Here is a 24,079-nt window from a genome sequence, read left to right on the forward strand (position 1 = left end):
TCCCCTGCGCAATTTATTAACCATTTGATCATGGAAACTATGGCCATTCTTGCACGCTACAAAAATGAAAAAACTGTCCTATAGTAGAAGAATCTACTTATGGGACAGCCACTTTTCTTTTTATTTCGCTACCCCAAAATCGGCAGACTCACATGGCTCGGATACGTCACCGAGTGATAGATCTTCTGCGTCACCACGACCGGCTGTGGATCCTCATACGGATTCAAGCCGGTATTCGTATTCGGGAACGCGATCATTTTACTAGACGAAGTCACCGTAAATCGTAAGCAGTGCCCGACCGGGAAGGTATGTGCGATATTTTGCATAAAAATCGCAAACTTCTCGACCTTCCCCGGCGTTAGCAGCTCCGGCGCATCCAAGCCGCCACGGTACTTCGCGCGCACGATGTAGTTGGACAGCTTAATGGAGTTCCCCTTCGGGTCCACATCACTTAAGGTCACAACCCAATCCGTGTCCACGCCGCTGCTCGACGCGTACAGCTCGCAAGACAGCTCGCCCGCCACGGTCACGGCCTCCGCCAACACCTCGCTTGTGTACACGAGGATGTCGCTGCGCAGCTCATGCTTCCGCATGTTCTCCGGCTCACGCTCACCGCTGTCCGCGACAGGCTCCTCCGGGTTGTACACGTACGAATCCGACTCAGCCTGCTGCGCTTGAGCCATCTTCAGTGTCAGCACGCCATCGCCAAGGCTCGAGTTGGCTCGTCCGCCGCTGCCCAGATACCACTTCGTGGCCGTCGCCTCGCTCGGCGTCCAATCATCGGAGGTCCGCCACTCGTTGGTGCCGACCACATAATACCTAGCGCGCGGCTCCTGCTCGATGCCATTGGCGATGCCTTTCAAAAACCGATCAAACCAGCGCAGCACGTTCACATCGTAGTTATACACAACAGCATCGTTACTGAAGCTGGTGTCCAGCAGGTCACGTGCACGATTCGGGCCGTGCTCCCAGGGTCCGAGCCAGATTTTGCGGTTAGGCACATCGTGCTTCGTGAGCATCCGCCATGTCTCCGACACGCCCGCACTGTCGCCATCGTACCAGCCCGAGATGACGAACATCGGCGCCTTCACGTGCTCTCCGCGCTCGCTATACGTGCAATTGCGCCAGAAATCATCATACTCCGGATGCTCACTCCAAATATCCCACGGACCTGAAGCCTTCCCGATCATCTGCTGCGGGATCTCGCGAATCGGCCTCGCATCCACAGCCTTCTCAGGGCTGACCGTCCGCCCTCCGAAGATATCAAAATCCGTCCGCGTCCCCACCGACTGCGCTAACGTCCAGCACAGCAAAGGCCACGAACACACGGTACCGCCCTTGCGCACCGTATCCACGAACGGCGAACCGACGTTCACTTCGTTCACGACAGCCTTCAAATTCGGGTGCCCGCTCGTCGCTGCGGCTGTTACTACGTAGCCGAGGTACGACGCTCCCCACATGCCCACGTTCCCGTCGGACCAGTCCTGCGCTACGATCCAATCGATCGTGTCCGAGCTATCCTCCCGCTCATAAAAGAACGGCACAAGCTCCCCCTCGGAATCGGCGCGCCCGCGAACGTCCTGATTGACGACGGCATAGCCTTTGTTCGCCCACCGCATAAAGAACGTCTTCCGCAGATTGCGGTCATAGCATGTACGGATCAGAATCGTCGGCAGCTTCGTACCTGGCACCACGCCCTCCGGCAGATACACATCCGTTGCCAAACGAACGCCATCGCGCATGGGGATTAAATCCGTTCCCAGATCATCCACGCCAAACTCCGGCTTGGACAGCAAAGGATCTGCATACTCCACCAACGGTGTCACGGCCTCATAACCCTCCACGACCAGCACTTCCATGCCATACCGGTTCGGTGCCACGAAAGCGACAATACTGCCATCCACGGTCACGATATCAAGCGCAGTATCCTTACGCAAAGCCCAAACTTGCGCAACGACCTCTCTGCCCGCTACTTCACCCGTGTACTGGACATGCTTCTGATACACATCGCCATTCCCCAGCGTAACAGAATTCCCCTGCCACTCCGCACCCGCATAATGGGACTGATTCACACTAATTTTGTGCAAAGGAAGGATGTAGCCCGCGGACTCCGCAAGAACATTCTCCTGCATCTGCGTCCGCCGACGTGCATCCACTTTGGCATGCATAATGGCACTCTCCGTAAAACGAATCGTCCCCTCATACACGCCCGCCGCATACAGCTTATAAATCGTCGTCCCCATAGTCATCTCCGCCATCTCCTATCCGCACACCGCTTCAAACACGCGCAGCCAGTTTCCACCCATCATTTTGCGAACATCCTCATCCGAGTAACCTCTTGCCACTAAACCACGGGTAAAATTAATAAAATAGCTATATTTCTCAAGCCCTTTCACCGTTTCCGTCGAGGGTCCATCCCCTTTGGCAAACCCAATGCGAGGCGCAATATGTTCTTTAAAATAGACCAACGACCACGCCACATCGCTCATCGGCCAGTCCGTGCCAATGCCGACATGGTCCACGCCGACCAGTCGGACGAGATAATCCATGTGATCGAGCACATGCTCGATTGTTGTATCATTGGGATCCCCGTGGACGAACCACGGCATCGCGAACACGCCAATCACGCCGCCCGTTGCGGCAATGGCTTGGAATTCTTCATCGCTTTTGCAGCGCTTATGATTGTAAATCGCTTCAACACCCGTGTGCGAAGCAATCACTGGCGCTGTTGAAAGTCGGCACGCGTCCAGTGTCGTTTGTTTACCGCAATGACTCGTGTCTACGATGATGCCCAGCTCATTCATTTTGCTAATAAAACGCGTACCAAACTTGCTCACGCCGCCGTTCGCCTCTTCCATACAGCCGGAAGCAATATAATTTTGATTGTTATAGGTAAGCTGCAGCACTCTCAGCCCAAAATTGTACATCGCCTCGAGCAGCTCGAGATTTTTGCCTAAGCCATCTGTTTCCTGTGCCGTTACGATTCCCGCTTTAAGTCCGCTAGCCTTCGCTGCGCGAATCTGCTCTGCCGTCACAGCTTTCACAAGCCAGTCGTTCGCATCAAATTGACGCTGAATATCACCCATGCTGATCAGAATCTTGTCCACACTAGACACATCTAGTTGACGATTCCCTGCCGTGATACCCGAACGGTACCACTCATCTTTGAACTCGGAGATCTCTCCGCGAGCCGCCATGTCGTGAATAATTTTGCTCGGCATCGCGCTGTATGTCCATGTATCCTCTTTATACGGCTCACACGCCTCCCGAATGCTCTCGGACACTGCCTGCGGAATCGCCTTTGGAGATAGCGGTCCCTGGAACAAAAGATCAATAATAATCGAGCTCTCATGCAGCTCCCGTGCCCGTTCTTCTTGCTCTGGTGTAAGGCCCAATGGATATAATCCTTCTGTCGAATTCATCGATGCACACTCCTAGAAGTCAATGTGGGTTCCTTTGTCCGTGCGAATCGCTTCCTTGTAGATATAAGTGGCCGCTGCCAGATCCTCGCAAGCAAGCCCTAATGATTTGAACAGCGTGATAGACGTGGCGGAGCGTCTTCCTTCTTTGGCACCCACCAACAGCTCACCAATTTCAGCTAAAATGTGATCTCCACTGATGGCTCCCTCCTGCAGAGGGATCAGGTAATCACCCGCCTCGTTCACAGCGGATTCTGTGCGGTCCACAAAAAGCTCAGCCCGGCGCACCAGCTCGGTATCGAGCTCGCGGTCCTTCGCTCGGCAGGCGCCGACGGCATTTACATGCGCGCCTGCTTTGATCCATGCGCCCTGCACGATCGGCGTCGTCGACGCCGTCACCGTGCAGATGATATCCGCATCCGCCACAGCCTCCTGTGCGGAGGATGCAATCGAGACGAAGACAGCCGGATACCGGCTTGCCGTCTCGGCTCTCAAACGCTCGGCATGGGCCGGGTTCGGCCCCCATACCATGATCTTCGTGATCGGGCGCACGAGCAGCATCGCCTCGATGTGCGTGCGGGCTTGCTCGCCCGTGCCGATCACGGCAAGAGTAGCGGCCTCGGGCTTCGCCAGCAACTTCGTTGCTGCTGCGCTGACCGCTGCGGTTCGGATGGCTGTGATTCGCGTGCCATCCACAATCGCCTCCAATTGACCATTGGTCGAATTGAACAGTGAGACAAAGCCTTGATGTGAAGGGAAGCCTTTTCCATGATTCCCCGGAAACACGGTGATCACTTTGGCGCCAACCTTTTCATCTCTTTTCAAATATGTCGGCATCAGCCCCATCACATTGCCGCCTTCCAGCAGGACAACAGATCGTAATGCCTGCACGGCATGTCCATTCACCAAATCGGCGAGGACCGCTTCCATGATTTCAATACAGGCTGGCATCGCAAGCAGCTCTTGCACTTCGATTGATTTGATCACTAGTATGGGACATCACCTGCTTATATGTAGTTCTTAACATTATAGCAAAGTCGGAGACAGTGAGGGAATTTTGCGATATGAGAAAGAGCACCCTAGAGGTGCTCCCACATGCTTGTATTTTTAACCAGCGCTAACCTTCCGGTACTTGAGAAAGCTGCCGATACGCCACACGCAAATGTATAAATACGCCATGACCATCGTTAACACAGCGAATTCCGACGGATCCAAGCCTTTGAAATACTGGGACAATATCAAGCGGACCGCGATAACGGCAATGATCACATATTTGAAATTAGGGTTAGGCTTCGAATAGACCAAACCGTCCTCCCGCTTCTCATATCCTGTGTGATACAGCATAATACTGCCTAACGCAACGCCGAGAACGCCTGCACAAAGCAGCTCCCACAGAGCTGGAGTATGAAAAGGTTGATCCGGAATATGGGTCAACGAGCTAATACTAAGCCCGAATACGATGAGAAGTAGAAAAACTGGTATCAGCATATTCCTTCCTTTATTCCGAATTGGCTTTGCTTTCCCTCGCGTTCTTAACCAAATAACTAAAATAATTACAACAGCACCGATTCCATAACCGATGAGTGTTTCAGCGTTCATATTGTAGTGCCCCTTTCGATGACAAGTTCTACAGAAATTATACGGCCACTCATCAGGATTTACCTCCGTCTGGAGACCGACAATATGATTGGACGGTAAAAAGCACCCCGCGGGGTGCCTAGGTTATGTAGCTTTTCCAGATTACGATTGAAACATTTGCTTCACTAACTCTTTATTGCGCTTCTTAAAGGCTTGATTATGCGAAGAGACCATCCCGAACTTCTCTGCTGTCGGCTGAATGTACAGTTTGGCTTTATTCACCGCATTCGCCGCGTCTTGGAAGGCTCCCGCGATCAGATGCACTTTGCCTGGATGATGAAGAATGTCGCCAGCTGCATATAGTCCTGGCACAGAGGATTCGCTGTTCGCATTACCCGCGATATAGTAATTTTCCGCTCTTGCGATCTCGATTTCACTATTTTCTAGCAAGGTCGTGTCACGATCATAGCCATGGTTGATAATCACTTCATCCACCAACACAGATGAAACCTCTCCCGTTTCATGATTCGTCAGTTCCACGCGTTCAATAGATGCGTCCTCGCCAGCTGCAAATAACTTCGTAATTGAGGTATTTAAGTGGCAGATCACGGAGCTGTTCTGTAACTGCTTCACTTGGGCTTCGTGTCCGGTTAGCTGCTCTTTGCGGTAGCTGAGAATGACCTGCTTGGCGACAGGTTCCAATTCATTCGCCCAATCGACAGCAGAGTTACCGCCACCTGAAACAACGACAGTCTTGTTCTTGAAGCGCCCCAGTGACTTCACCGTGTAGTTCAAATTCGAAACTTCATAGCGCTCTGCGCCTTCGATCTCCAGCTTTTTCGGGTTAAGGATGCCAGAGCCGACCGCGACGATCACGGTTTTGGAATAGTGCAACTGACCTGATGTTGTGCGCAGGACGAAGATATCCTCTTTGTTTTTAGCGATAGCTTCCACCTTCTCATTCAACACAACCTCCGGGCTGAACGTAAGTCCTTGCTCGACAAGCTGATTGATCAGCTTCGCTCCTGGTGTCGGTGTGACGCCGCCTACGTCCCAAATCATTTTTTCCGGATACACATGTATTTTGCCGCCGAGATGCGGTTGGAACTCGATAATTTTGGTCTTCATTTCACGAAGCCCACTATAGAAAGCTGAGTACAGACCCGCTGGACCCCCGCCAATAACCGTTACATCAAACAATTCGTTCTCTTCCATGCGCATTTCCCTCCTTAAGTCACCAATTGATATTGAGAATCATTATTAATGAATGATACTGCTTTTTGATGATTTTATCAACTGAAAAAATGCTGAACGCATTGCGATGCCATGGGACGGCAGGGGATTCTGGGCTACTAGCTCCGTTTCACCGGAGTTAGTCGGTTTTGTAGGCTAACTCTGGGATTTTAGCTCTGTTCCTCTAGAGTTAGTCGGTTTTGTAGACTATCTCTTGGACTTCAGCTTCGTTTCACCAGAGTTAGTCGGTTTTGTAGACTAACTCTGGGATTTCCGCTCCGTTCCTCTAGAATTAGTCGGTTTTGTAGACTATCTCTGGGATTTTAGCTCTGTTCCTCTAGAGTTAGTCGGTTTTGTAGACTAACTCTGGGATTTCCGCTCCGTTCCTCTAGAGTTAGTCGGTTTTGTAGACTAACTCTGGGATTTCCGCTCCGTTCCTCTAGAGTTAGTCGGTTTTGTAGACTAACTCTGGGATTTTAGCTCCGTTTCACCAGAGTTAGTCTGTTTTGCCTACACAGGGATCCGCACGCGAAACGTGCTCCCTACCCCCTGCTGACTCTCCACCTGGATCGTCCCTTGCGCGGCATCCACAAGGTTCTTCGCGATGGCTAGTCCAAGCCCATGTCCGCCAACCTGCCGMGTTCTAGCCTTATCCTGCCGGTAAAACCGATCAAAAACACGCGGAAGCGCCTCGGGCGCGATCCCCATTCCGTTATCCCTCACGTCGAGCGTGAGAAATCGGACTCCTTTTTCAACTTTATCCGCAAGGGTAATGTGCACATCTCCACCATCCAGCGTATATTTAATCGCATTATCGATAAGAATCACCAACAATTGCGTCAATTTGCCTCGATCCCACTCCACGGTCAGCTCTTCAGCCACATGCAGCTTCAGCGCCATGCCTTTAGCTTGCGCTGCGGGAAGCAGCTTCTCAATTACGCTTTCGGCAGCTGCTTTCACCTGGAAAGTTGTTCGCTCCAGCTCGAACTCTTCCGCATCCGACCGCGCCAGCTGCAGCAGCTCACTGGTCAGCCTTGTGATGGCGTTGACCTCATCCTTCATACTCTTCAGCACGTTATTCGTGAAGGGATTGTCTTCATCCGCATCGAGCTGCAGCGCCTCGATGGAGGTGAGCATGACGCTGAGCGGGGTACGCAGCTCATGCGAAGCATCGGCAACGAACTCGCGTTGCCGCTCATACGTTTTGGCAATCGGGATGATCGCTCTTCGCGCCATACGATGACTGAACCACAGCGCGAGTACAAAGAAGAGCAGCGCCATTCCTAGCATCAGGATGAGCAATAAGCGAAACAGCTGATGCTGAAAGGTGACCTCCTTCCCCACATATAAGGTACCGATCAACTGTCCTTTCTTCTTAAGTTCCCGACTGGTCACGAGAAACCGGGCATCCTCCCCGTGTTGCGGCCGACCTTGGACGTCCACCGAAGGTTGGTCGAACGTCTGCAAGGTCGTTTGCTGAGTTCGCTCTCCCTTGAACTGCCCCTTCGCGATTAAAGCCATCATCTGCTCTCGCAATTCCGGCTGCGTTTCATCACCTAATTGCACAGCCCCTGTATCGGAAATGAGGTAATAGAACGATTGATCCGCGCTGATCGAGAAGGCATCTTCCACAGAGCGTGGTGGCTGACGTTTCGGATTGGTGTCCCCATCCACCCATTTCTGCAAAACTTGCAGCTCACTATTCGTCAACTCCGTCAGATGAGACCGTTGGTCGCTCCAGATGAACACATATAACAAAGCATACACAATGACAACGAATAACCCGAGAAAGATCATCAACACGCCGCTATATTGCAGCGTAAGTTTATGGCGTGTCTGGTCAAATAAATTCCCTTCAGACATGCGCTTGTTCAGCCAGCTCTTGTTACGCTTCAATTTTATACCCTACGCCTCTCACGCTCTGAATGAGCTCCCGCGCATCGGAAGACTCCAGCTTCTTACGAATTAATTTAACGATCGCATCGATCGATTTTAAATTCACGTCGGCATCTAAGCCCCATACTTTATCTAAAATAACCTCACGCGTAAGCGTCCGCCCTTTATTCTGCAGCAGCAGGTCCAAAATCTGAAACTCACGCGGAGACAACTGAATCTCTTGACCGCCCTGCCGAACTATCTGATTCGTCCGCTGCAGCTCCAACTCTCCCACTCGCACAACGTCATCCTGCAAAGGAGCAAAGCTTCTGCGCATCAGCGCCCGCAAGCGCGCCAACAGCTCGTCCATTTCAAAAGGCTTCACGAGATAATCGTCCGCCCCCGCATCCAGCCCTTCGACCCGATCTCGCAGCCCGTCTTTGGCTGTGAGCATAAGAATAGCTCCTCGATATCCAGCCTGGCGCAGCCTAGCACAGGTGTCGCGCCCATCTCCATCGGGCATCATCCAATCGAGAATGACCACATCATAGCTAAAGGCTGCGGCATAGGCGAAGGCATCGTTCCCCGTTTGCACCCAATCGACGCTGCATCCGGTCTTCTTTTTCAACATATACGTCGTTAGCTCGCCTAATTTCACGTCATCTTCCGCTAATAAAAGCTTCATCGATAAACCACCATCTCTCGTTCGCTCTATTACGATTAAGTATAATCTATCGCCTTCGGGCTTTCACCGTAATTTCACCAAGTGGGGTTAAGATAGGTCTCATGGAACAACCAATCTACGAAAACGAAAGGAAGATCCCCATGAACACAAAAACGAAAATCATCCTCGCAAGCGCATTAACCGTTGTATTAGCAGGCAGTGGTGTTATTGCTTTAGGAGCTAACAGCAAGGCATTAGCAGCACCAGAATCCGAGCAAACAACGACTACAGCCCCAACACAGGATAAGCCAGCAAAACCTAAGCCAAGGCAAGGGGAAGCCGGCAAGCCAGGTGGCCCTCGCGTAAATGGTGAAAATCCACCTCCGCCTAACCACGACGGCTTGGATTGCCCGGGGCAAGGAGAAGGAGGACGAGCAGTAGCACCAGCAAGCCCGCCGGCAAGCTCAAATCCTTCGAATGGGGAAGCAACCAACGGAATTACGAATCCTTCTACTTATTCCGTCGTCATTTCAGGTGGTCTCACAACAGATCCTCAGGATAAAGGACGGCCCGTTGTGCTGATTGCCGCCGCTCTTGGCGTACCTACTGAGGTGTTTCGAACAGCTTTTAGCGGAGTGACGCCATCTGGGTTAGACAGCCAACCAAGTCATGAGCTCGCACAACGAAACAAAGCCGCTTTACTGAAGGTACTTGGGCCTTACGGCATCACCAACGAGCGTCTGGATGAAGTATCTAATTTCTACCGCTACAACGGGAATCGAACGGCAACTTGGCATAAAACCTCCGCAACCGCAACAGCCATCGTCACGGATGGCGTGGTGACTGGCGTTACGATCACGAATCCGGGTGCTGGCTATTCCTCCACGCCAACAGTTAGCATCACTGGACCTACTGGCACCATAACGGCCAAAGCCGTGGTGACATATACGCAAGATTTTAAGACAAATGGCAGTATTGCCTCGATTACCCTCGATTAAATGAAGAGGAGCCTGTCACAGTTCATCTGTGGCAAGCTCCTTTTCCCGTTAATATTTGGTACAACAGGAACCATTCATTCTCCCAGCCGCCTTGTCTCCGCACGAAGATTGGTAGTATGATAGGGAGATACTTAAATTAACCAGAGGTAAATTAAATAATGAAGATCAAAGATTGGGACATTAATTTAAAAATCCGCCTCGGCGGAGAAACCGCTTTTAACGTTATTTTTTGGGCATTCTTTCCGTTCTTATCCATCTATTTCGCCAATTCCTTCGGGAAAGGTTGGACAGGCATTCTTCTCGTCTTATCGCAGGCACTTTCTGTGTTCGGCAATTTGCTCGGTGGGTACAGTGCGGATCGCTTCGGGCGCAAACGAATGATGGTGATCGCCGCTTTGGGACAAGCGCTGGGCTACGGGATCTTCGCTCTAGCCGCTTCTCCATGGCTGGCCATGCCCATTATGAGCTTCATTGGCTTCAGCTTCGCTAGCTTTTGCGGATCGTTGTACTGGCCTGCCAGCCAAGCTATGGTGGCGGATGTCGTGGATGAGGAGCATCGCTCGAGCGTGTTCGCCATCTTCTATACAGCCGCGAACATGGCTGTCGTTGTAGGGCCTTTGCTCGGCTCCCTCCTGTATAAGGACAATCCATATCTCGTGCTGGCCGCGGCTGCTGTCGTTTGCGTGTTACTCGCACTCATGATGGCAAGACGCTTAAACGAAACACTGCCGAAACAGCTAGCGGATCGCCATCGCTCACAAGCTGGCACCCCTTGGTACCATGCCATCGCGGTGCAGCTGCGCGACTACAAAATCATTGCCACAGACCGCGTATTCCTGCTGTTCGTCATCGCTGGTGTGCTGCTTTCGCAGACCTTCATGCAGCTCGACTTGCTTTTTCCCGTCTTCTTGGAAGAAACGATGCCGCTCACGACGATTTTCTCCTACCATGACTGGGATCTCCAGCTCACTGGTAAGCAGCTATTCGGTTTAATCGTCTCCGAAAATGGTTTATTCGTAGCTCTCTTCACCGTCATCGTGACCAAATGGATGCTGGCGTATCGCGATCGCTATGTGTTCATCGGCGGGGCCCTTTTCTACGCGCTCGGCATGGTGATGTTCTGCCAGATGTCCACCTTCTGGGGATTAACTATCGCGATAGCCGTCTTCACGCTTGCCGAGCTCATGTCCGCAGGACCACAGCAAGCCTTCGTGTCCAGACTGGCGCCGGATCATATCCGCGGCCAATATTTTGCTGCTTCTAGCTTGCGTTATACGCTCGGGCGCACCATAGCACCGCTATCTATCCCAATCAGCAGTTGGATCGGCTTTACCTGGACGTTCATCTTGTTGGCGGCACTTGCTGTATTGTCGGCAGCCATCTACAACATGATGTTTAATCAGTATGATAAGCAAACTTCGGTGCAGTAGGCTAAGAATTAGAAAAAGCACCCGTGAGGGTGCTTTTTTTCAACATTTGCAGGGATGCCGTATATGTTGCGGCTGAGACAACTCCCAGTTAGGCTCCACTCATCAAATAACTGGAAAATACGTAGTTAATTTCGACGATTCCCTTCCGCATCTCACTTTAACTGGAAAACATACAGTTGTTTTCGCGCCAATCTCACTTTTCGGCCAAAATGTATGAATTTAGATGTAGGAAATCCATTTATTCATTCCAACTTACCAAAACACTCAAAAATAGCGGGAGAAAATCCATCTAATCCGGTTATCATTACTCACATGCAATACCATCGTTGTCTCCATCTAACTTTGCGCTGTAGCCTGGCTCGCCTTTTTTGATTTTATAAGCACCAGCCGCATTGGCCTCCTTGCAGGAGTTGTAAATCACCGATGGTTTCGATGTCGTTGTTGTCGATGGTTGCGATGTAGTCACAGGTTTCGGAGTTGTCGTTGTGGTTGACTTCGCCGATGGCGTTGCGCCACCCTTCACTACACCCTCATGATACCCATCCTCTTGCGCATAATTTTCTACGCTCCAGATGTTCAATGCCTTCTGCTGAGCCTTCTTCTGAATCTCACGGAACTGATCCACATATTTCACGTTAGGCGGGTAAATATACGCAACTCTGGCGTAGCCATTTTCGAGCAGCAGCTCGTTGAACATGTTATCCCCTATGTAAAGGTAGCACAGTAATCGGCCGTATTTATCCCGCTCCGATACATCCAATTCCAGCTGAACATCTTTGCCTGTGAGCATCGTTTTGGCATAATTGGACGCTTCCAGCGCAAAAGGCTGAACAGGCTTCTCGGGATCCACGCTTTCTGGCGTATCTACAAGCAGCAAACGGATCGTTTCCTCTTTGGCTTTGCCACCCTCGGTAAAGGAAACCTTCATCGTATCACCATCAACGACACGAACTACTTTTGCGGGAATTCGCTTATTTACCGCAGATTTATCCGATCCCTTGACGGTTGCCTTGTTAGACGCGGACGCTGCTGCGGAAGGTGTTGCAATATCAACATCTACTTGTGATGACGAACATGCCGACGTCACCATGATAAGCAGAACGAAAATGCCTGCACGGACAATTTGTTTTTTGACACAAAAGCTTAGGATTGCGTTTACCATTGCGTTGTAACCTCCATATGATGACTGTTCTAGTGGTCTATGATCTCGTATGTACGCTTCCTATTATATCAGATTGCATGGTACACGCTCTGGTCAATTCACAACCAGAAAAAGCACCCCTCAGGGTGCTTTTTTCTATCTACGGCGTTCCGCTTCGAAACGAAAGCGCCAAATCCAGCACATGCTCCGTTTCGTTATAGGAGCCAATATCCAGCTTCTGATTGCCGTCAAAATCAGCGATCATTGCCCGCCGTTCCTTCCCTTGTGCCMAAGGGCCAAATTCATTGTCCAGCGGCTGGAAATGGTTCCCTCCCTCGTTCTGGAATACCCGCCAAATGCCCGTCTCGGCCGTGTAGGCAATTAAATCGCTTCGCCCGTCGCCATTCGTATCGCCGACTAACAGTTGGTCGCTATTTCCAAAGGAAACCCCGCCTGCCGTCTGGGGCTCAGCGAACATCCMTTGCCCTTGATGATACATAATGGATACACGTCTTTCCTTATGTGAGACGCACAGGATATCATCATCTTCATCCGTGTCCTGCATTTGGGCCGTGAAAATCTCTGCATCCGCGGGCAACGTTGTGTTTGTCTCTGTATATGTCAACTGTTGATTCAACAGGTTAACTTGCACAAGTCCCTTGTCTCCTTTGGCAATTAAGCCCATGCCATGACTAGATCGAAGCGCGCGAACATAAGAAAGTCCCATTGGTAAAGCGCCGATTGTGCGGACTGGCAAGAACTGACGCTTATCCGCTATGGCCACCCGCACATTTCCCGTTTCCGTGTTATATGCGAGCAGATCTTGCTTCCCATCGCCATTCACATCGACAAGCAGGAGTGACTCCTCGGGTCCAAACGTTTCTCTTAACCATACTTGTGAAGCTTCCTGCGGGCGATTTCTCGGCATATCATAACTCCCGGGAATAACCAGAACGCGATGCAGCTGACGTACAACGACATCTGCATGTCCACGGCCTGTAACATCGCCAAACATGACATTTTGCAGCTTGGTTCTAGGTGGCAGCATCACGCGATGCGCTGGGGTGAAAGGGACGATATCATGCAGCGACATCCAGCGATAGTCTAGTTTTTTGAAGCCAGTAATCAATTTATGCAGGTAGGAGCCCGTGTCTCCCTCTTTATATTGATAGACGGGAATACCGTCCTTCTCTTCTGGATTTCCATCTGCGGCCATTACAGGCTCTAGGTGCGAGAACTCCAAAAACGGATGGAAGTAAAAGGAGGCTAGTCCGTCATCCTTCGCTGCCTTCTCCAACATCCGGTCAACCGATTCAGCATCACTTATATAGCGATATGGCGCAGGGACATAGACCGAACCCAAACTATCTTGTCCGTACGTATTAATCGTATCATAGGTATTCATATCATCACGGGCATTTTTGGCGTAGAGATCAGGCTGATACATAAGGCCGACGAAGGAACGAAACACCGCCTGTTGCTCATGGGTATCTTTATAGTGGGGAGACTCCCAGAACGCCGGATGTAAACCCGCGCCAGCAAAAGCAGCCAAGCTTTCTTTCATCCGTTCCGCCGCATAAGAGAGCTCTTGCGTTTCCGGTGCATCTTTAATGTTAAATTCTGAGCCTATTCCTGAATTTTGCTCACCATCCGAGCGATACGTCTCGCCATATTGATGCCGGTACCCGTGCATACCCAATACGCCGCCTTGATGCTCTGCCTGTTGAAGAAGCTTAATGAATGCGCTTACTACTTCATCTGGATTCGGATCATCGATCCCTTTTTCCTTCCAGACACCGTCATCTTGCAAACTCATCCTTCTTGGAATCACAGCAACATGAAAAGGCACATGCTCAGACTCGATATAGGTCATGACGGCMCGCAATTTCCCTAGGCCTTCGAGCGTGTTGTAGTCGCCGCCAAGTCCGACATCCTCCAGTCGAATCATAGCATGACGCTTACCCATATTCGGAGAGTCATTCATCTCTGTATTCAAAGGGATATACGCGGCAAGCCCAATGGCTGCAAGAACACCTCCGACGATCCCTATTCCAATTTGCTGCCACAATTTACGTTTCACGCTAGCCTGCTCCCCCATTATGTAAAACGTAGATTATATCTATGATTTCGACATTTTTCTCCTAAATTATATATGAATCTATGATTTCTTACTATAAGAGTTTGAACAGAGGTCAAAATGAATTAAAGCAAGGGTCTGACAAACTTGGAAACGCTTCCGATTTGAGGGTTACTGATGAATTACTCCACCAGAACACTTTAGTCCGAAATTGCCGAATTAATTTCACTGACCGCGCCATTACAACCCAATTAGTCCTAAATAGCCCTACTAAATCGACCAAAACAACACTTACACAGCGGAAATGGGTATTTAATTCGGCAAAATCGAACTATTGGCCTTTTTTGACAAGTAATCCTCGTTTTAGTTCGGGGAAATCCGACTAACACAGCTCACCTGTTTCATCTTGTGAGAGTAGGGTAAGAATAAAAGTAATACAATCTCTTTACTTTCAGCTAATACTGCAATGACATACGCAACGTAAGATGAAGATATCTTATTGTAATGGAGGCATCCGACGATGACAGCCAAAATAGGTTTCGTATTTTTCTGTATAGTGTCCCTATCGGTTCTAGGTGTTGCTGCCAAAGAGAGTCAGCCCAATCAGCTCGTGGATCAACGTATGGAGCAACACATTGTTCCTTCGTACTCACCAGCCCTTTATGACTCCACCGAACAATTCGAGTATGAATTCGAGTGGCAAAACGGGAAAATTATTGCGAATCCACAGTAAGAACACTTCTACATATACGTTAACTTGACTAGTTAACCCAAATAACCCCCCGACTCTCGCAGTCGGGGGGTGTACTAATTAATTTTGTCCAACTCATCTAAAAAAGCAGATCTATTCGGATATTTCAACCGGAAATGTTGAACTAACTCCTCCGCGCGATCAACACCATTCGCTTTGATCATGTGACGGATGAGTTGACACACCTTCTTATACTGATTTCGATTCGTTGCATTAGCTGCTTCCTTCGTAATGTAGGTCACGAACAAATCGTAAACTTCTTCTGCATACTCATCTATTAGGAACTGATAATACTCCACCACATAGCTGTTATTCTTTTGGACATAATGAAGCAGTCTCTGTATCTCCTTCTCTTCTGTAAGCAAACGCCTGTATAAGGCATCTGTTTGCCAACCTCGACTCAATTCAAGTTCATTCAATATCCTCTCTCTTACAGCCTGCCAGTCATCATTGCTATATAACTCTTTTAAGATCAAGTAAAAAGAATATTCGCCTTGTGATACAAATTCCTCCGCAAGCTCTATTTGCTTCTCAACTTGCTGCGTACATTTATAAATTTCGAATCGATACTTTTTCCACTTATTAACCAATCCTGGGTAACCCTTACTTGCATCCTGACGTTCGCCTTGCTCAACTAACTGCAACGCTCTATCCCATTGGTTTTGTTCCATTGCATCATCAATGGCCATCTTACGGAAATCGGAAAAATCGAGATGATCTTGCAAGAAAGTCGCTGCCTCTTCTGGACTATCCAACTTCTGAATCACCTTGTACTGGAGCAACGCGACTTGTTCAGCAACAAACGAACTATAGGAGGAACTGGTTTCATCCTTAACTAGTTTAGCTAGTTGCTGTTCCCACTGTGCCCTCTCTTTTTCATTCTTTATCAGTAGCATGCCGTCTTCCAGAACTGATAATTGCCACTCGCTCCATCCTTCGAGGTTTGCATGCGCTGACTCCTTTAAAAGCAGCTGAAAAAGGTCCACTCTGTCCTTGCTGGACATGCTTTCGATATCACTCGTTACCTGATTAATGAATCCTAGACACTGTTGAATCATACCGCCTACGATGCCATCAGAATCATCACAGGATTGAAGTAAATCCCCCATCTCATGCAGAATGCAAAAGTTTATTTGGACAGCGGGCATGTGCTGCCCACTTTCCAATACTTCTTCGGCTTTGACCATGACCATTTCTGCTCCAACTACAGCCTTGGACACGCTGCGATACGCGACAAAACCATATCGGTCTGCGTTTTGTTTGATATGGGTTCGAATCATTTTTTTATAGGAAGTTAATGCCTCACTACTGCTGGAATCTTGAAATTTAAGCGTAAGCAATTGCTCCACTTCCTTGATTTCCTCCGAGAAGTGGACAAGTAACGCAACCAATTCTTCTTTGTTAAGTTTAGACAGTTGATCAGCCAAGCTTACTTTGCTATTCTCGTTATTTTTCACCTTCATACAAATCACTGCTTTCTTTAAAATATAATAATCTGGCTATTTGCGGCGGATTTCATTCCCCACTCTTATTACTCATCCCATACTTCTTCCCCCACTCCCCCATACGCTCGAGGATCGGTATGAAACTTCGTCCTGCTTCCGTCAGAGAGTATTCCACCTTCGGAGGGACCTCCTGATAGACTTTCCGGTGAACCATGTCATCCTTTTCTAACTCTCTCAACTGCGAAGTCAGTATACCTTTTGATACGCCTGGCACCAGTCGTTGCAGCTCACCGAATCTCCTCGTTTCCCTTAAATGCCACAGAATAAGAATTTTCCACTTCCCTGCAATGACATTTTGGGTTGCGGTAACGGGGCAGACTTCGATTTGTTCCTCTGGAATTTCCCCCTGAAACGTTGTCCGAGACATGCGCAATCCCGCTCCTTCCTTGATGGTTCTATTTTTATGACTAGGTCACTTTATAATGACTACTTACATATTTCGAGCTACTATAATAATATATGACTATGCCGAATTATCCAACTACATTTTATATAAACAGGAGGACATCCATCATGTCAAAAATCATCGTTACCGCAGCAACAGGTGAATTAGGGAAATTAGTCGTCAAGCATTTATTAGCAAAAGTTCCAGCAAGCGAGATTGCTGTTAGTGTCCGTAATACAGAGAAAGCCGCTGAATTTGCAGAGCTAGGCATTGAAGTTCGATATGGTGATTGGGATGATCCAGCCTCACTGGAGCAAGCTTATGCGGATGCATCTAAGCTTTTGCTGATTTCTTCCCCACAAGATGAATCGATCAGTCGTATTCGTAAACACGTTAATGCTATTAAAGCCGCTCATAAAGCTGGCGTCCCACACATCGTCTACACAAGCTTCGCCTTTGCGGATATCGATGCTTTCGCCCCTCTGGCTAACGTCCATCTAGCAACCGAATTCGCGCTGAAGGCATCAGGCATTTCAACAACGATCCTGCGCAATACGTGGTATCAGGAGCTTTACATTAATCCAAGCTTGCACGCTTACATCGATAACGGCAGCATCATAAATTCAGCTGGGACAGGTAAAATTAATACAGCGACACGCGATGATTTAGCCTTGGCAACTGCAACTGTTCTTGCTGAAGATGGACATCAAGGCCAAGTGTACGAGTTAGCGTCATCCGAGTCATGGAGCTATGAGCAATTAGCAGACATTTTATCACACGTATCCGGTAAAAAAGTAGCTTACCAATCCGTCTCTGACGCTGACTCCTTGCAAGGTATGCTTCAGGCTGGGCTGCCTGAGGGGCTTGTTCAATTCGTAGTTGCCATTGACAGCAAAATGGCTGCAGGAACAGAAGGACGCACGTCCACAGACCTCGAGAAGCTCATCGGCAAAAAACCGACTTCCATTCATGACAGTATTGCGCTATTATTCAATGAATAACCGTTTTATTAACCCAACAAAGAGGTGAACCTCATGCAAGTTGAAATTTGGTCGGACTTTGCTTGTCCGTTCTGTTATATTGGCAAACGCCGCTTTGAGCAAGCTCTGGCGAACTTTGCACACCGCGATCAGGTTGAAGTTGTCTATCGCAGCTTCGAGCTAGACCGTCACGCACCTAAAAGCGTTCCCCATGACGTCTATGATATGCTCTCTTCCCGCTACGGCATGAGCCGTCAAGAGGCGATCGCCATGAATGAGAAGATGCGCCAGCAAGCGGCGGCAGAAGGGCTCGACTTTCAATTCGATAGCCTCGTGCTGACGAACACATTCGATGCTCATCGTTTACGGCTATTTGCTGAGAAACAGGGCAAAGGCTCCGCTATATCCGAGTTGTTGTTCCGTGCCTATTTCACGGAGTCCACAAACATCAGCGACCATAGTGTCCTTGCGGACATCGCTGCAGCCGTGGGAATCGACCGGGAAGAAGCTTTGTCCGTTCTCGCAAGTAATCAGTTCTCCGAGTCGGTGCGGACCGAAGAAGAGAATGGCAGCCGCATGGGAATCCGCGGCGTTCCGTATTATGTCATTAACAGCAAGCATGCCATATCTGGAGCTCAAGCAAGCGGCGTTTACTTAAACGCTATGCAACAGCTCTGGGATGCCGAGCAGCCGAAACAGGTTGCAGCGTCAGCCAGCGATGAGGCTTGTTTGGACGGCACATGCGTTGTCCCGAACAAACCGTAAGTATCGGCTTTATTTACAAGAAGAAGCACCCTCGCGGGTGCTTCTTCTACTTTTATGATTTCGCTGCAGTGCGCTCACGAGCGCGTTTCCATAATCAACTTCACTTTATTCAAGTCCTTTTGGTTAGCCCYTTTCATCATCAAAGACATAAACGGAGAAAATATTGTGGAGAAGCCTGTCGGATTTCCTTTGTTGCGCAAAGTCATCCGTGTGGCACGACTACTCACTGAATCCCACGTATACGTTGTCTCCATGGGAAAAGGGCCGTTGGCGGTACTCATCACAAGTTTATGACCAGGGCAATATTCTGTGACTTCGTACACATAGGCAAGTTGTCTACCTAGGAAGTTGGCTTTAAAAGCAATTTTTGACCCTGCCTGGAGAGGTTTAGCTGTTTGCCACTCGGCCGAATTAATATTCACATACCATTCCGGTGCCTTATCTGGGTTAGCCGCGTATTCCGATACTTGCTCACGAGGACAATTGATTATTATTTCAGTGAAAACATCAACCATATTACCAACCTCCCTCTTCAATATAAATAACGCGCCAACCATTGGCGCGCTGCTTCATTTCGTTAAGCCAATAGTTTCGCTATCGGCTCCCAATAATTCGTATGCCAACCTGCTGCAAGATGCTCACCATGCTCTTCCGGGAAAGCAGAATGCTCAAATACCAGCAACGTTTCGGAACCTTTCTCCTGAAGCTCGAACTTAACTAGAGAATACACACCTTCCGGCCAATTCGCCACTCGCCATGCTTGTACAACACGTTTGTTCGGTACAAGCTCAATGTTACGGCCGAGAATCATGCCGCCAAAGCATGAGAAAGTCCCACCTTCATCTGTGCTAATCTCCGTGGGAGCACCGCCGCTAGCTCTGCTGAACTGCTCGCTGCTCGTAAGGATTTCGTAAATACGTGCAGGGTCAGTTGTAAATGTTACTTCTTGACGAATCGTTCCACTCATTATTACGCACCTCCGCAATTTCAAATTAGTGAAGTCATTTTTATGATATTCCCATGCCAATTAATGCATAGCTTGCTCTGACCACGGATCGACACCCGGATCTTGGCCTTGTGCGATTGCTTGAATGCGAGGCATATAATGCGTCCATCCTTGTACATGCGAAGCAACTTCGTTTGCTGGCAAATCATAATGCGTCAATTCCAAAAGCGTCCCGTTATCTTTCGGTGTCAGTTTAAATTCAACCGTACTGGCCCCCGGCGGAACCACCTTCGATTTCTCCCAGCCCCATGTCATCACGATTTTCTCATTCGGAATCAATTCCTTATATTCCCCCATCGCAATGTCGCTGCCATTCACGTCAATGCGGTACTTGCCCCCGATACTTGGATCAAGCAACACGTGGCGCCCCATCCAACGAACTAATTTCTCAGGATCCGTAAAGAATGAAAACAACGTCTCCGGTCGGCATTCAATAAAAATTTCTTTTTTAATCGTGTCACTGCTACTGATTTGCGTCATGTTTTCTCCTTTCCTCCTCTTCTGCGGCTTCTTTCAATCGCATCAAGCTGTCATCCCAGAAGCTCTCAATGTACTGCATCAACTCAGCAAACCCTTCCCTCCTTATGCCATAAAATCGTTTAGTTCCGTCTCGTCTAACTACAACGAGTCCTGCTTCTTCGAGCACCTTCAGGTGCTGTGATATGGCTGGTGCTGATACGTCAAAATGTGACGCAATCGCGCTGGAGGTCAGCTCTCCATCACGGACAAGATGTAATATATCTCTGCGCCTAGGCTCCGTTATCGCTTGAATGGCTTTATCTATCATGTCGTTAATTTAGCACACACTTAATTAAGTGTCAACTTAATTAATATTGTTGTACTGTTTCCTCATTTGATATATTCTGTACATAAGTACAAATATGAAATCAGAGGAGTCATTCCAATGTCGACAGTGATGGGTACGAAAGAAAATCCATGGCCATTAAAAACACCTCCACAAACCTCCGAATATGAGATGTATAAAGACGAGAAAGATGGCAAAGCCATCCTTGTTTGCACGGTTGGCAAAACCGTTTTGCACTACGACTACCGTTGCATTCATGACTTGCACGAGATGCTCAAGCAGCATGGAGATTGGATCGAGCTCAGCAGCGCTGATGAGCAGAAGCCAGCCAAAGATGGCACGGTTGAAGCTTGGGGCCGCTCTCCTGAAAACCCAATTGGCGGTTGGTATGGTTTGAAGAAAGGTTTCCGCGGCAGATTCGGCATGTATGTCCCCCCATTAATGGAGGTACTTGGTCTTGCAGAAGTTGAACACAATCCAAGAAATAATCGGATGCGGGCGTTATAACATCGTCATAACCACTTCGATATGAGAAAAGAGCCTGTCACTATACTTACAAGTGACAGGCTCTTTCAAATGATTTAGTGACTTTCAACTATAATGTTCGTATTTTTCCTATCTGTCTTCAAAGAGTACATATCGAGATCCGCTGCATGCAGTAAATCATCTAAGGTTCGCGCCTCGTCAGGATACACAGCCGTTCCAATCGATACGGTTATTTCCAAATTGAACTCTCGCGAAGCTAGCTTTAATTCATTCTGAATATGATTGATCAATACTTCTTTCTTGGATGCATCCGTGGACGTCGATAGGATCAAAAATTCATCCCCCGCCCACCGTGCAGCTAAATCTTTCTTCTGTAAATCAAGCAGTAAGACATTCGCGATGCGCTGCAGAACTTGATCACCGATCTTGTGCCCGCGAGAGTCGTTAATTAATTTGAAGTTATCGACATCGATGAAATATAAAATCAACTGCCCTTGTCTGCGCTCCACTGAGGTGATGAGCTTAGGGAAAGCGTCCATGATGAACCTTCTGTTATAGAGCGTCGTCAGATGATCTTTTTCGGAGAGGAATTTCAACCGGTCATACTGTGTACCTAGCACCCAACTTGCAAATAAGATGCACATGCCAAAGATAGGAAACTGAAGCCAGGGAAAGTTATAATAAAGCGTACCATAGGTTCTTAAACCCACGATCGTGATTAAAACAACCGACACTATAACAAGTCGTCCTGAGTAATTCATCCCACATCACCATCATCCAAATTGTGTCTATATAGTTCTATAGTGACACACTTGTTCCATACATTTCAAGGAGTATTTGGTTCATGCAGTCGAATCGACTCGAAAATGATCGTTAACAAAAATTCGAAGCAAACCACTTCAATTTTATGGTAAAGTAATGGTATTCGACATTTTTTTGAGATCATCCCAAAAACTTCTAACAGTCAGATGAGGTTCAAAATGGATCTACTTTTAGATATGAAAACCATCCTGTTGACACTAGTCATCGGCCACCTATTCACAGCCGTGTTTATCATCGCCTACTGGCGTCAACATAAGAAAGAAAGTACAATCAGATACTTTTTCTATGCAAAATGCCTACAAGCCACTGCGTGGGTGATCTTTATCCTCCGTGATGGCCTATCGGATTCACTTACAATCTCTCTTGTGAACTCATCACTTTTCGTTGGTTATACCTTTGAAACCATTTCCGTGCTGAAAATTCAGAATATCCTGAGCAAGCTGACGCGTAACCTGTATATTGCTTTGACAATTTTCAACATTGTGGGCTTCCATTCCATCATTCTTTTCGACAACGTAGAGAAGCTAAGAATTTCCTTTGTTTCCATGGGTGTCGCTATGAGCCTCCTCATACCCGCATACAAAATGATTCAAAAACGGGCCGCCTCCATGGTGACCCATGTGCTAGGCTATCTGTATCTTACAGTCTTGGTATTTCTTCTGATTCGTGCCGTTAGTGCCGTATTCTTCGAAACATTGATAAGCTTTTATCATATGAACGGTAATCAGACCATGGTGCTGCTAGGCCAATACTTCGTCATGATTGCGGGAAATACGGGATTCATTCTCTTAATGAAAGAACAAACTGACCAAGCTCTTATTCGCATGGCCAACTATGACGATTTGACCGGTACACTGAACCGCAGGACATTCATCACACGTACCAATCAATACATTTCTGCTTACGCGAAAATGCAGAAGCCAATCACCTTGCTGCTGTTTGATATTGATAATTTCAAATCCATCAATGATACATTCGGTCATGATAAGGGCGATCAAGTGCTCGTCGATCTCACGACACGAATGAAAGAGCAGCTCGGCGCTGATGATCTTTTCGCTAGATACGGCGGAGACGAATTTGCCATCATGGTACCTGGCATGGGTGAACGAGATTCCTCGCTTTATTCGGAGAAGCTTAGGCAGGCCGCTGAAGGCGCGCTAGTTCCTGGACTACAGCTTTCCTATACCATTAGTTTAGGAGTTCTCACAGTCATCCCTGATGAGCAGACACATCTCGAAGAGCTTTACTCCACTTGTGATAAAGCGCTTTACCAAGCCAAAAGAAACGGTCGAAACGGTGTATATCGTGGTTCTGTAGATAAACAATTCGTACATGCTTAGGCTGTCGCTATGATGCGGCGGCCTTTTGTTGTTTTCTCGTTCACCTCTGACTGCCTGACCACCGTTTGTGACAAACTACCAAACAATCCCTATTTGGGATGTATCGCCGACAATTTTCCTGATACTTTTTAACCCATTCTTGTTAATTTAATGCTAAGTCGCAAATAACCTCACAGAGAGTAGGTAGGTAAAATGATTTCTCTAAATGATAAGCCCATGTATCTAGCACATTTCGCAAAGCTAATCCAAATGGATGAACATCGGCTATTTCGTATATGTAAGGGGATCGAGGAGAACGGATATCAATTAAACCGAAACGAACACGGACATATCGATTTAACGGAGAAAGATATTACGGTCGTGTTGAGTTTCTGTTTGTGAAGGTAGAGGACGGACACTAAGAAACAATCGTTTGGTAGGATTGGAGCTGGTGGTGCTAGTGGTGCTGATGCTACTGGCGGTGCCGTGCTGGTGGTGCTGGTAAGTTTGGAAAGACACGTATGCTACACATTTGTATTAACTGGAAAATGTACAGCTATTTACGAGAAATTTCTTCGAAAACTCGATTTAACTGTAAAATATGTAGTTAATAATCACTTTTTTATTCACATTGGATAAAATGGTTAAAATTACCTGTAGGTTTTCCATCTATTGAGCTTTTGATCGTAAAATCTCTGAAGCCCCCTAATTGGATTGGAGTCATCAATATGCAATAAGGTACAATATCGGTGAGGGGGAATGAAATGTATGAAAAGCAATATCCTTTATGATGAGCAACGCATCAAAGTAGCCCAAGAGGCTCTTAGCGGAACTAAGTTA

At 48.2% G+C, this 24,079-nt stretch carries 23 protein-coding genes; 7 read left to right on the forward strand and 16 right to left on the reverse strand.

Features of this window, described 5'->3' with window-relative positions:
- Positions 1–128: 128 nt before the first annotated feature.
- From AC1DLM_RS04075 to AC1DLM_RS04105, 7 genes are all read right to left on the reverse strand, one after another.
- The gene (locus AC1DLM_RS04075) at positions 129–2,249 is read right to left on the reverse strand and encodes a CocE/NonD family hydrolase (RefSeq protein WP_477569191.1); all 2,121 of its coding nucleotides are present in this window, start codon (positions 2,247–2,249) and stop codon (positions 129–131) included.
- 12 nt (positions 2,250–2,261) lie between these two features.
- Positions 2,262–3,422: a dipeptidase gene (locus AC1DLM_RS04080; protein WP_477569192.1), complete on the reverse strand. Its 1,161-nt coding sequence runs from the start codon at positions 3,420–3,422 to the stop codon at positions 2,262–2,264.
- 12 nt (positions 3,423–3,434) lie between these two features.
- Positions 3,435–4,406 (reverse strand): ornithine cyclodeaminase family protein, encoded by a 972-nt coding sequence (locus AC1DLM_RS04085; protein WP_477569193.1) that lies wholly within the window; start codon positions 4,404–4,406, stop codon positions 3,435–3,437.
- A gap of 120 nt (positions 4,407–4,526) precedes the next feature.
- Complete coding sequence (locus AC1DLM_RS04090; protein WP_477569194.1) at positions 4,527–5,018, reverse strand: CcdC protein domain-containing protein; 492 nt, start codon at positions 5,016–5,018, stop codon at positions 4,527–4,529.
- A gap of 141 nt (positions 5,019–5,159) precedes the next feature.
- The gene (locus tag AC1DLM_RS04095) at positions 5,160–6,212 is read right to left on the reverse strand and encodes an NAD(P)/FAD-dependent oxidoreductase (protein ID WP_477569195.1); all 1,053 of its coding nucleotides are present in this window, start codon (positions 6,210–6,212) and stop codon (positions 5,160–5,162) included.
- A gap of 528 nt (positions 6,213–6,740) precedes the next feature.
- Positions 6,741–8,126: a sensor histidine kinase gene (locus tag AC1DLM_RS04100; protein ID WP_477569196.1), complete on the reverse strand. Its 1,386-nt coding sequence runs from the start codon at positions 8,124–8,126 to the stop codon at positions 6,741–6,743.
- The gene (locus AC1DLM_RS04105; RefSeq protein WP_477569197.1) at positions 8,116–8,790 is read right to left on the reverse strand and encodes a response regulator transcription factor; all 675 of its coding nucleotides are present in this window, start codon (positions 8,788–8,790) and stop codon (positions 8,116–8,118) included. The genes AC1DLM_RS04100 and AC1DLM_RS04105 overlap by 11 nt, the downstream gene beginning before the upstream one ends.
- A gap of 140 nt (positions 8,791–8,930) precedes the next feature.
- Here AC1DLM_RS04105 and AC1DLM_RS04110 point away from each other — a divergent pair, with 140 nt between their 5' ends.
- Both AC1DLM_RS04110 and AC1DLM_RS04115 read left to right on the forward strand, forming a co-directional pair.
- Positions 8,931–9,767, forward strand: a complete 837-nt coding sequence (locus AC1DLM_RS04110) for a hypothetical protein (RefSeq protein WP_477569198.1) — start codon at positions 8,931–8,933, stop codon at positions 9,765–9,767.
- 158 nt (positions 9,768–9,925) lie between these two features.
- Positions 9,926–11,197: an MDR family MFS transporter gene (locus tag AC1DLM_RS04115; RefSeq protein WP_477569199.1), complete on the forward strand. Its 1,272-nt coding sequence runs from the start codon at positions 9,926–9,928 to the stop codon at positions 11,195–11,197.
- 304 nt (positions 11,198–11,501) lie between these two features.
- Here AC1DLM_RS04115 and AC1DLM_RS04120 read toward each other — a convergent pair whose 3' ends face one another.
- Both AC1DLM_RS04120 and AC1DLM_RS04125 read right to left on the reverse strand, forming a co-directional pair.
- Positions 11,502–12,359: a thermonuclease family protein gene (locus tag AC1DLM_RS04120; protein ID WP_477569200.1), complete on the reverse strand. Its 858-nt coding sequence runs from the start codon at positions 12,357–12,359 to the stop codon at positions 11,502–11,504.
- 139 nt (positions 12,360–12,498) lie between these two features.
- Positions 12,499–14,418, reverse strand: a complete 1,920-nt coding sequence (locus tag AC1DLM_RS04125) for a DUF2334 domain-containing protein (protein WP_477569201.1) — start codon at positions 14,416–14,418, stop codon at positions 12,499–12,501.
- 517 nt (positions 14,419–14,935) lie between these two features.
- On the opposite strand from AC1DLM_RS04125, the gene AC1DLM_RS04130 reads away from it, so the two are divergent.
- Positions 14,936–15,148 (forward strand): hypothetical protein, encoded by a 213-nt coding sequence (locus AC1DLM_RS04130; RefSeq protein ID WP_171629356.1) that lies wholly within the window; start codon positions 14,936–14,938, stop codon positions 15,146–15,148.
- 74 nt (positions 15,149–15,222) lie between these two features.
- On the opposite strand, the gene AC1DLM_RS04135 is transcribed toward AC1DLM_RS04130, so the two are convergent.
- Both AC1DLM_RS04135 and AC1DLM_RS04140 read right to left on the reverse strand, forming a co-directional pair.
- On the reverse strand, positions 15,223–16,629 hold the full coding sequence (locus tag AC1DLM_RS04135; protein ID WP_477569202.1) for a hypothetical protein: 1,407 nt from the start codon (positions 16,627–16,629) through the stop codon (positions 15,223–15,225).
- 52 nt (positions 16,630–16,681) lie between these two features.
- Positions 16,682–17,038, reverse strand: a complete 357-nt coding sequence (locus tag AC1DLM_RS04140) for a winged helix-turn-helix transcriptional regulator (protein ID WP_441991310.1) — start codon at positions 17,036–17,038, stop codon at positions 16,682–16,684.
- Between the two features lie 146 nt (positions 17,039–17,184).
- On the opposite strand from AC1DLM_RS04140, the gene AC1DLM_RS04145 reads away from it, so the two are divergent.
- Together AC1DLM_RS04145 and AC1DLM_RS04150 are read left to right on the forward strand one after the other, a co-directional pair.
- Positions 17,185–18,057, forward strand: coding sequence for an SDR family oxidoreductase (locus tag AC1DLM_RS04145; protein ID WP_477569203.1), 873 nt, complete (start codon positions 17,185–17,187; stop codon positions 18,055–18,057).
- 33 nt (positions 18,058–18,090) lie between these two features.
- On the forward strand, positions 18,091–18,801 hold the full coding sequence (locus tag AC1DLM_RS04150; RefSeq protein ID WP_477569204.1) for a DsbA family oxidoreductase: 711 nt from the start codon (positions 18,091–18,093) through the stop codon (positions 18,799–18,801).
- A 74-nt stretch (positions 18,802–18,875) separates the two neighbouring features.
- On the opposite strand, the gene AC1DLM_RS04155 is transcribed toward AC1DLM_RS04150, so the two are convergent.
- The 4 genes from AC1DLM_RS04155 to AC1DLM_RS04170 form a co-directional block, all read right to left on the reverse strand.
- Positions 18,876–19,316 carry an SRPBCC family protein gene (locus AC1DLM_RS04155; protein ID WP_477569205.1) on the reverse strand — a complete coding sequence of 147 codons (441 nt, stop codon included), beginning with the start codon at positions 19,314–19,316 and terminating at the stop codon, positions 18,876–18,878.
- 62 nt (positions 19,317–19,378) lie between these two features.
- The gene (locus AC1DLM_RS04160) at positions 19,379–19,768 is read right to left on the reverse strand and encodes an SRPBCC domain-containing protein (protein ID WP_441991306.1); all 390 of its coding nucleotides are present in this window, start codon (positions 19,766–19,768) and stop codon (positions 19,379–19,381) included.
- Between the two features lie 60 nt (positions 19,769–19,828).
- Positions 19,829–20,287 carry an SRPBCC family protein gene (locus AC1DLM_RS04165; RefSeq protein ID WP_441991305.1) on the reverse strand — a complete coding sequence of 153 codons (459 nt, stop codon included), beginning with the start codon at positions 20,285–20,287 and terminating at the stop codon, positions 19,829–19,831.
- Positions 20,271–20,594 carry an ArsR/SmtB family transcription factor gene (locus AC1DLM_RS04170; protein ID WP_477569206.1) on the reverse strand — a complete coding sequence of 108 codons (324 nt, stop codon included), beginning with the start codon at positions 20,592–20,594 and terminating at the stop codon, positions 20,271–20,273. The genes AC1DLM_RS04165 and AC1DLM_RS04170 overlap by 17 nt, the downstream gene beginning before the upstream one ends.
- Positions 20,595–20,711: 117 nt before the next feature.
- On the opposite strand from AC1DLM_RS04170, the gene AC1DLM_RS04175 reads away from it, so the two are divergent.
- Positions 20,712–21,119 (forward strand): DUF6855 family protein, encoded by a 408-nt coding sequence (locus AC1DLM_RS04175; RefSeq protein WP_477569207.1) that lies wholly within the window; start codon positions 20,712–20,714, stop codon positions 21,117–21,119.
- A 74-nt stretch (positions 21,120–21,193) separates the two neighbouring features.
- Here AC1DLM_RS04175 and AC1DLM_RS04180 read toward each other — a convergent pair whose 3' ends face one another.
- The gene (locus tag AC1DLM_RS04180; protein ID WP_441991302.1) at positions 21,194–21,832 is read right to left on the reverse strand and encodes a GGDEF domain-containing protein; all 639 of its coding nucleotides are present in this window, start codon (positions 21,830–21,832) and stop codon (positions 21,194–21,196) included.
- 246 nt (positions 21,833–22,078) lie between these two features.
- Here AC1DLM_RS04180 and AC1DLM_RS04185 point away from each other — a divergent pair, with 246 nt between their 5' ends.
- Complete coding sequence (locus AC1DLM_RS04185; protein ID WP_477569208.1) at positions 22,079–23,260, forward strand: GGDEF domain-containing protein; 1,182 nt, start codon at positions 22,079–22,081, stop codon at positions 23,258–23,260.
- Positions 23,261–24,079 lie beyond the last annotated feature (819 nt).

It is taken from the genome of Paenibacillus sp. 01T442 (assembly GCF_056398345.1).

What these genes read in the sequence shown, in the direction of transcription:
- AC1DLM_RS04140 (WP_441991310.1), bottom strand. Translation starts at nt 17,038, where the DNA reads ATGTCTCGGACAACGTTTCAGGGGGAAATTCCAGAGGAACAAATCGAA.
- AC1DLM_RS04145 (WP_477569203.1), top strand. Translation starts at nt 17,185, where the DNA reads ATGTCAAAAATCATCGTTACCGCAGCAACAGGTGAATTAGGGAAATTA.
- AC1DLM_RS04175 (WP_477569207.1), top strand. Translation starts at nt 20,712, where the DNA reads ATGTCGACAGTGATGGGTACGAAAGAAAATCCATGGCCATTAAAAACA.
- AC1DLM_RS04120 (WP_477569200.1), bottom strand. Translation starts at nt 12,359, where the DNA reads ATGGTAAACGCAATCCTAAGCTTTTGTGTCAAAAAACAAATTGTCCGT.
- AC1DLM_RS04185 (WP_477569208.1), top strand. Translation starts at nt 22,079, where the DNA reads ATGGATCTACTTTTAGATATGAAAACCATCCTGTTGACACTAGTCATC.
- AC1DLM_RS04165 (WP_441991305.1), bottom strand. Translation starts at nt 20,287, where the DNA reads ATGACGCAAATCAGTAGCAGTGACACGATTAAAAAAGAAATTTTTATT.
- AC1DLM_RS04090 (WP_477569194.1), bottom strand. Translation starts at nt 5,018, where the DNA reads ATGAACGCTGAAACACTCATCGGTTATGGAATCGGTGCTGTTGTAATT.
- AC1DLM_RS04170 (WP_477569206.1), bottom strand. Translation starts at nt 20,594, where the DNA reads ATGATAGATAAAGCCATTCAAGCGATAACGGAGCCTAGGCGCAGAGAT.
- AC1DLM_RS04115 (WP_477569199.1), top strand. Translation starts at nt 9,926, where the DNA reads ATGAAGATCAAAGATTGGGACATTAATTTAAAAATCCGCCTCGGCGGA.
- AC1DLM_RS04105 (WP_477569197.1), bottom strand. Translation starts at nt 8,790, where the DNA reads ATGAAGCTTTTATTAGCGGAAGATGACGTGAAATTAGGCGAGCTAACG.
- AC1DLM_RS04075 (WP_477569191.1), bottom strand. Translation starts at nt 2,249, where the DNA reads ATGACTATGGGGACGACGATTTATAAGCTGTATGCGGCGGGCGTGTAT.
- AC1DLM_RS04135 (WP_477569202.1), bottom strand. Translation starts at nt 16,629, where the DNA reads ATGAAGGTGAAAAATAACGAGAATAGCAAAGTAAGCTTGGCTGATCAA.
- AC1DLM_RS04150 (WP_477569204.1), top strand. Translation starts at nt 18,091, where the DNA reads ATGCAAGTTGAAATTTGGTCGGACTTTGCTTGTCCGTTCTGTTATATT.
- AC1DLM_RS04110 (WP_477569198.1), top strand. Translation starts at nt 8,931, where the DNA reads ATGAACACAAAAACGAAAATCATCCTCGCAAGCGCATTAACCGTTGTA.
- AC1DLM_RS04160 (WP_441991306.1), bottom strand. Translation starts at nt 19,768, where the DNA reads ATGAGTGGAACGATTCGTCAAGAAGTAACATTTACAACTGACCCTGCA.
- AC1DLM_RS04080 (WP_477569192.1), bottom strand. Translation starts at nt 3,422, where the DNA reads ATGAATTCGACAGAAGGATTATATCCATTGGGCCTTACACCAGAGCAA.
- AC1DLM_RS04095 (WP_477569195.1), bottom strand. Translation starts at nt 6,212, where the DNA reads ATGGAAGAGAACGAATTGTTTGATGTAACGGTTATTGGCGGGGGTCCA.
- AC1DLM_RS04130 (WP_171629356.1), top strand. Translation starts at nt 14,936, where the DNA reads ATGACAGCCAAAATAGGTTTCGTATTTTTCTGTATAGTGTCCCTATCG.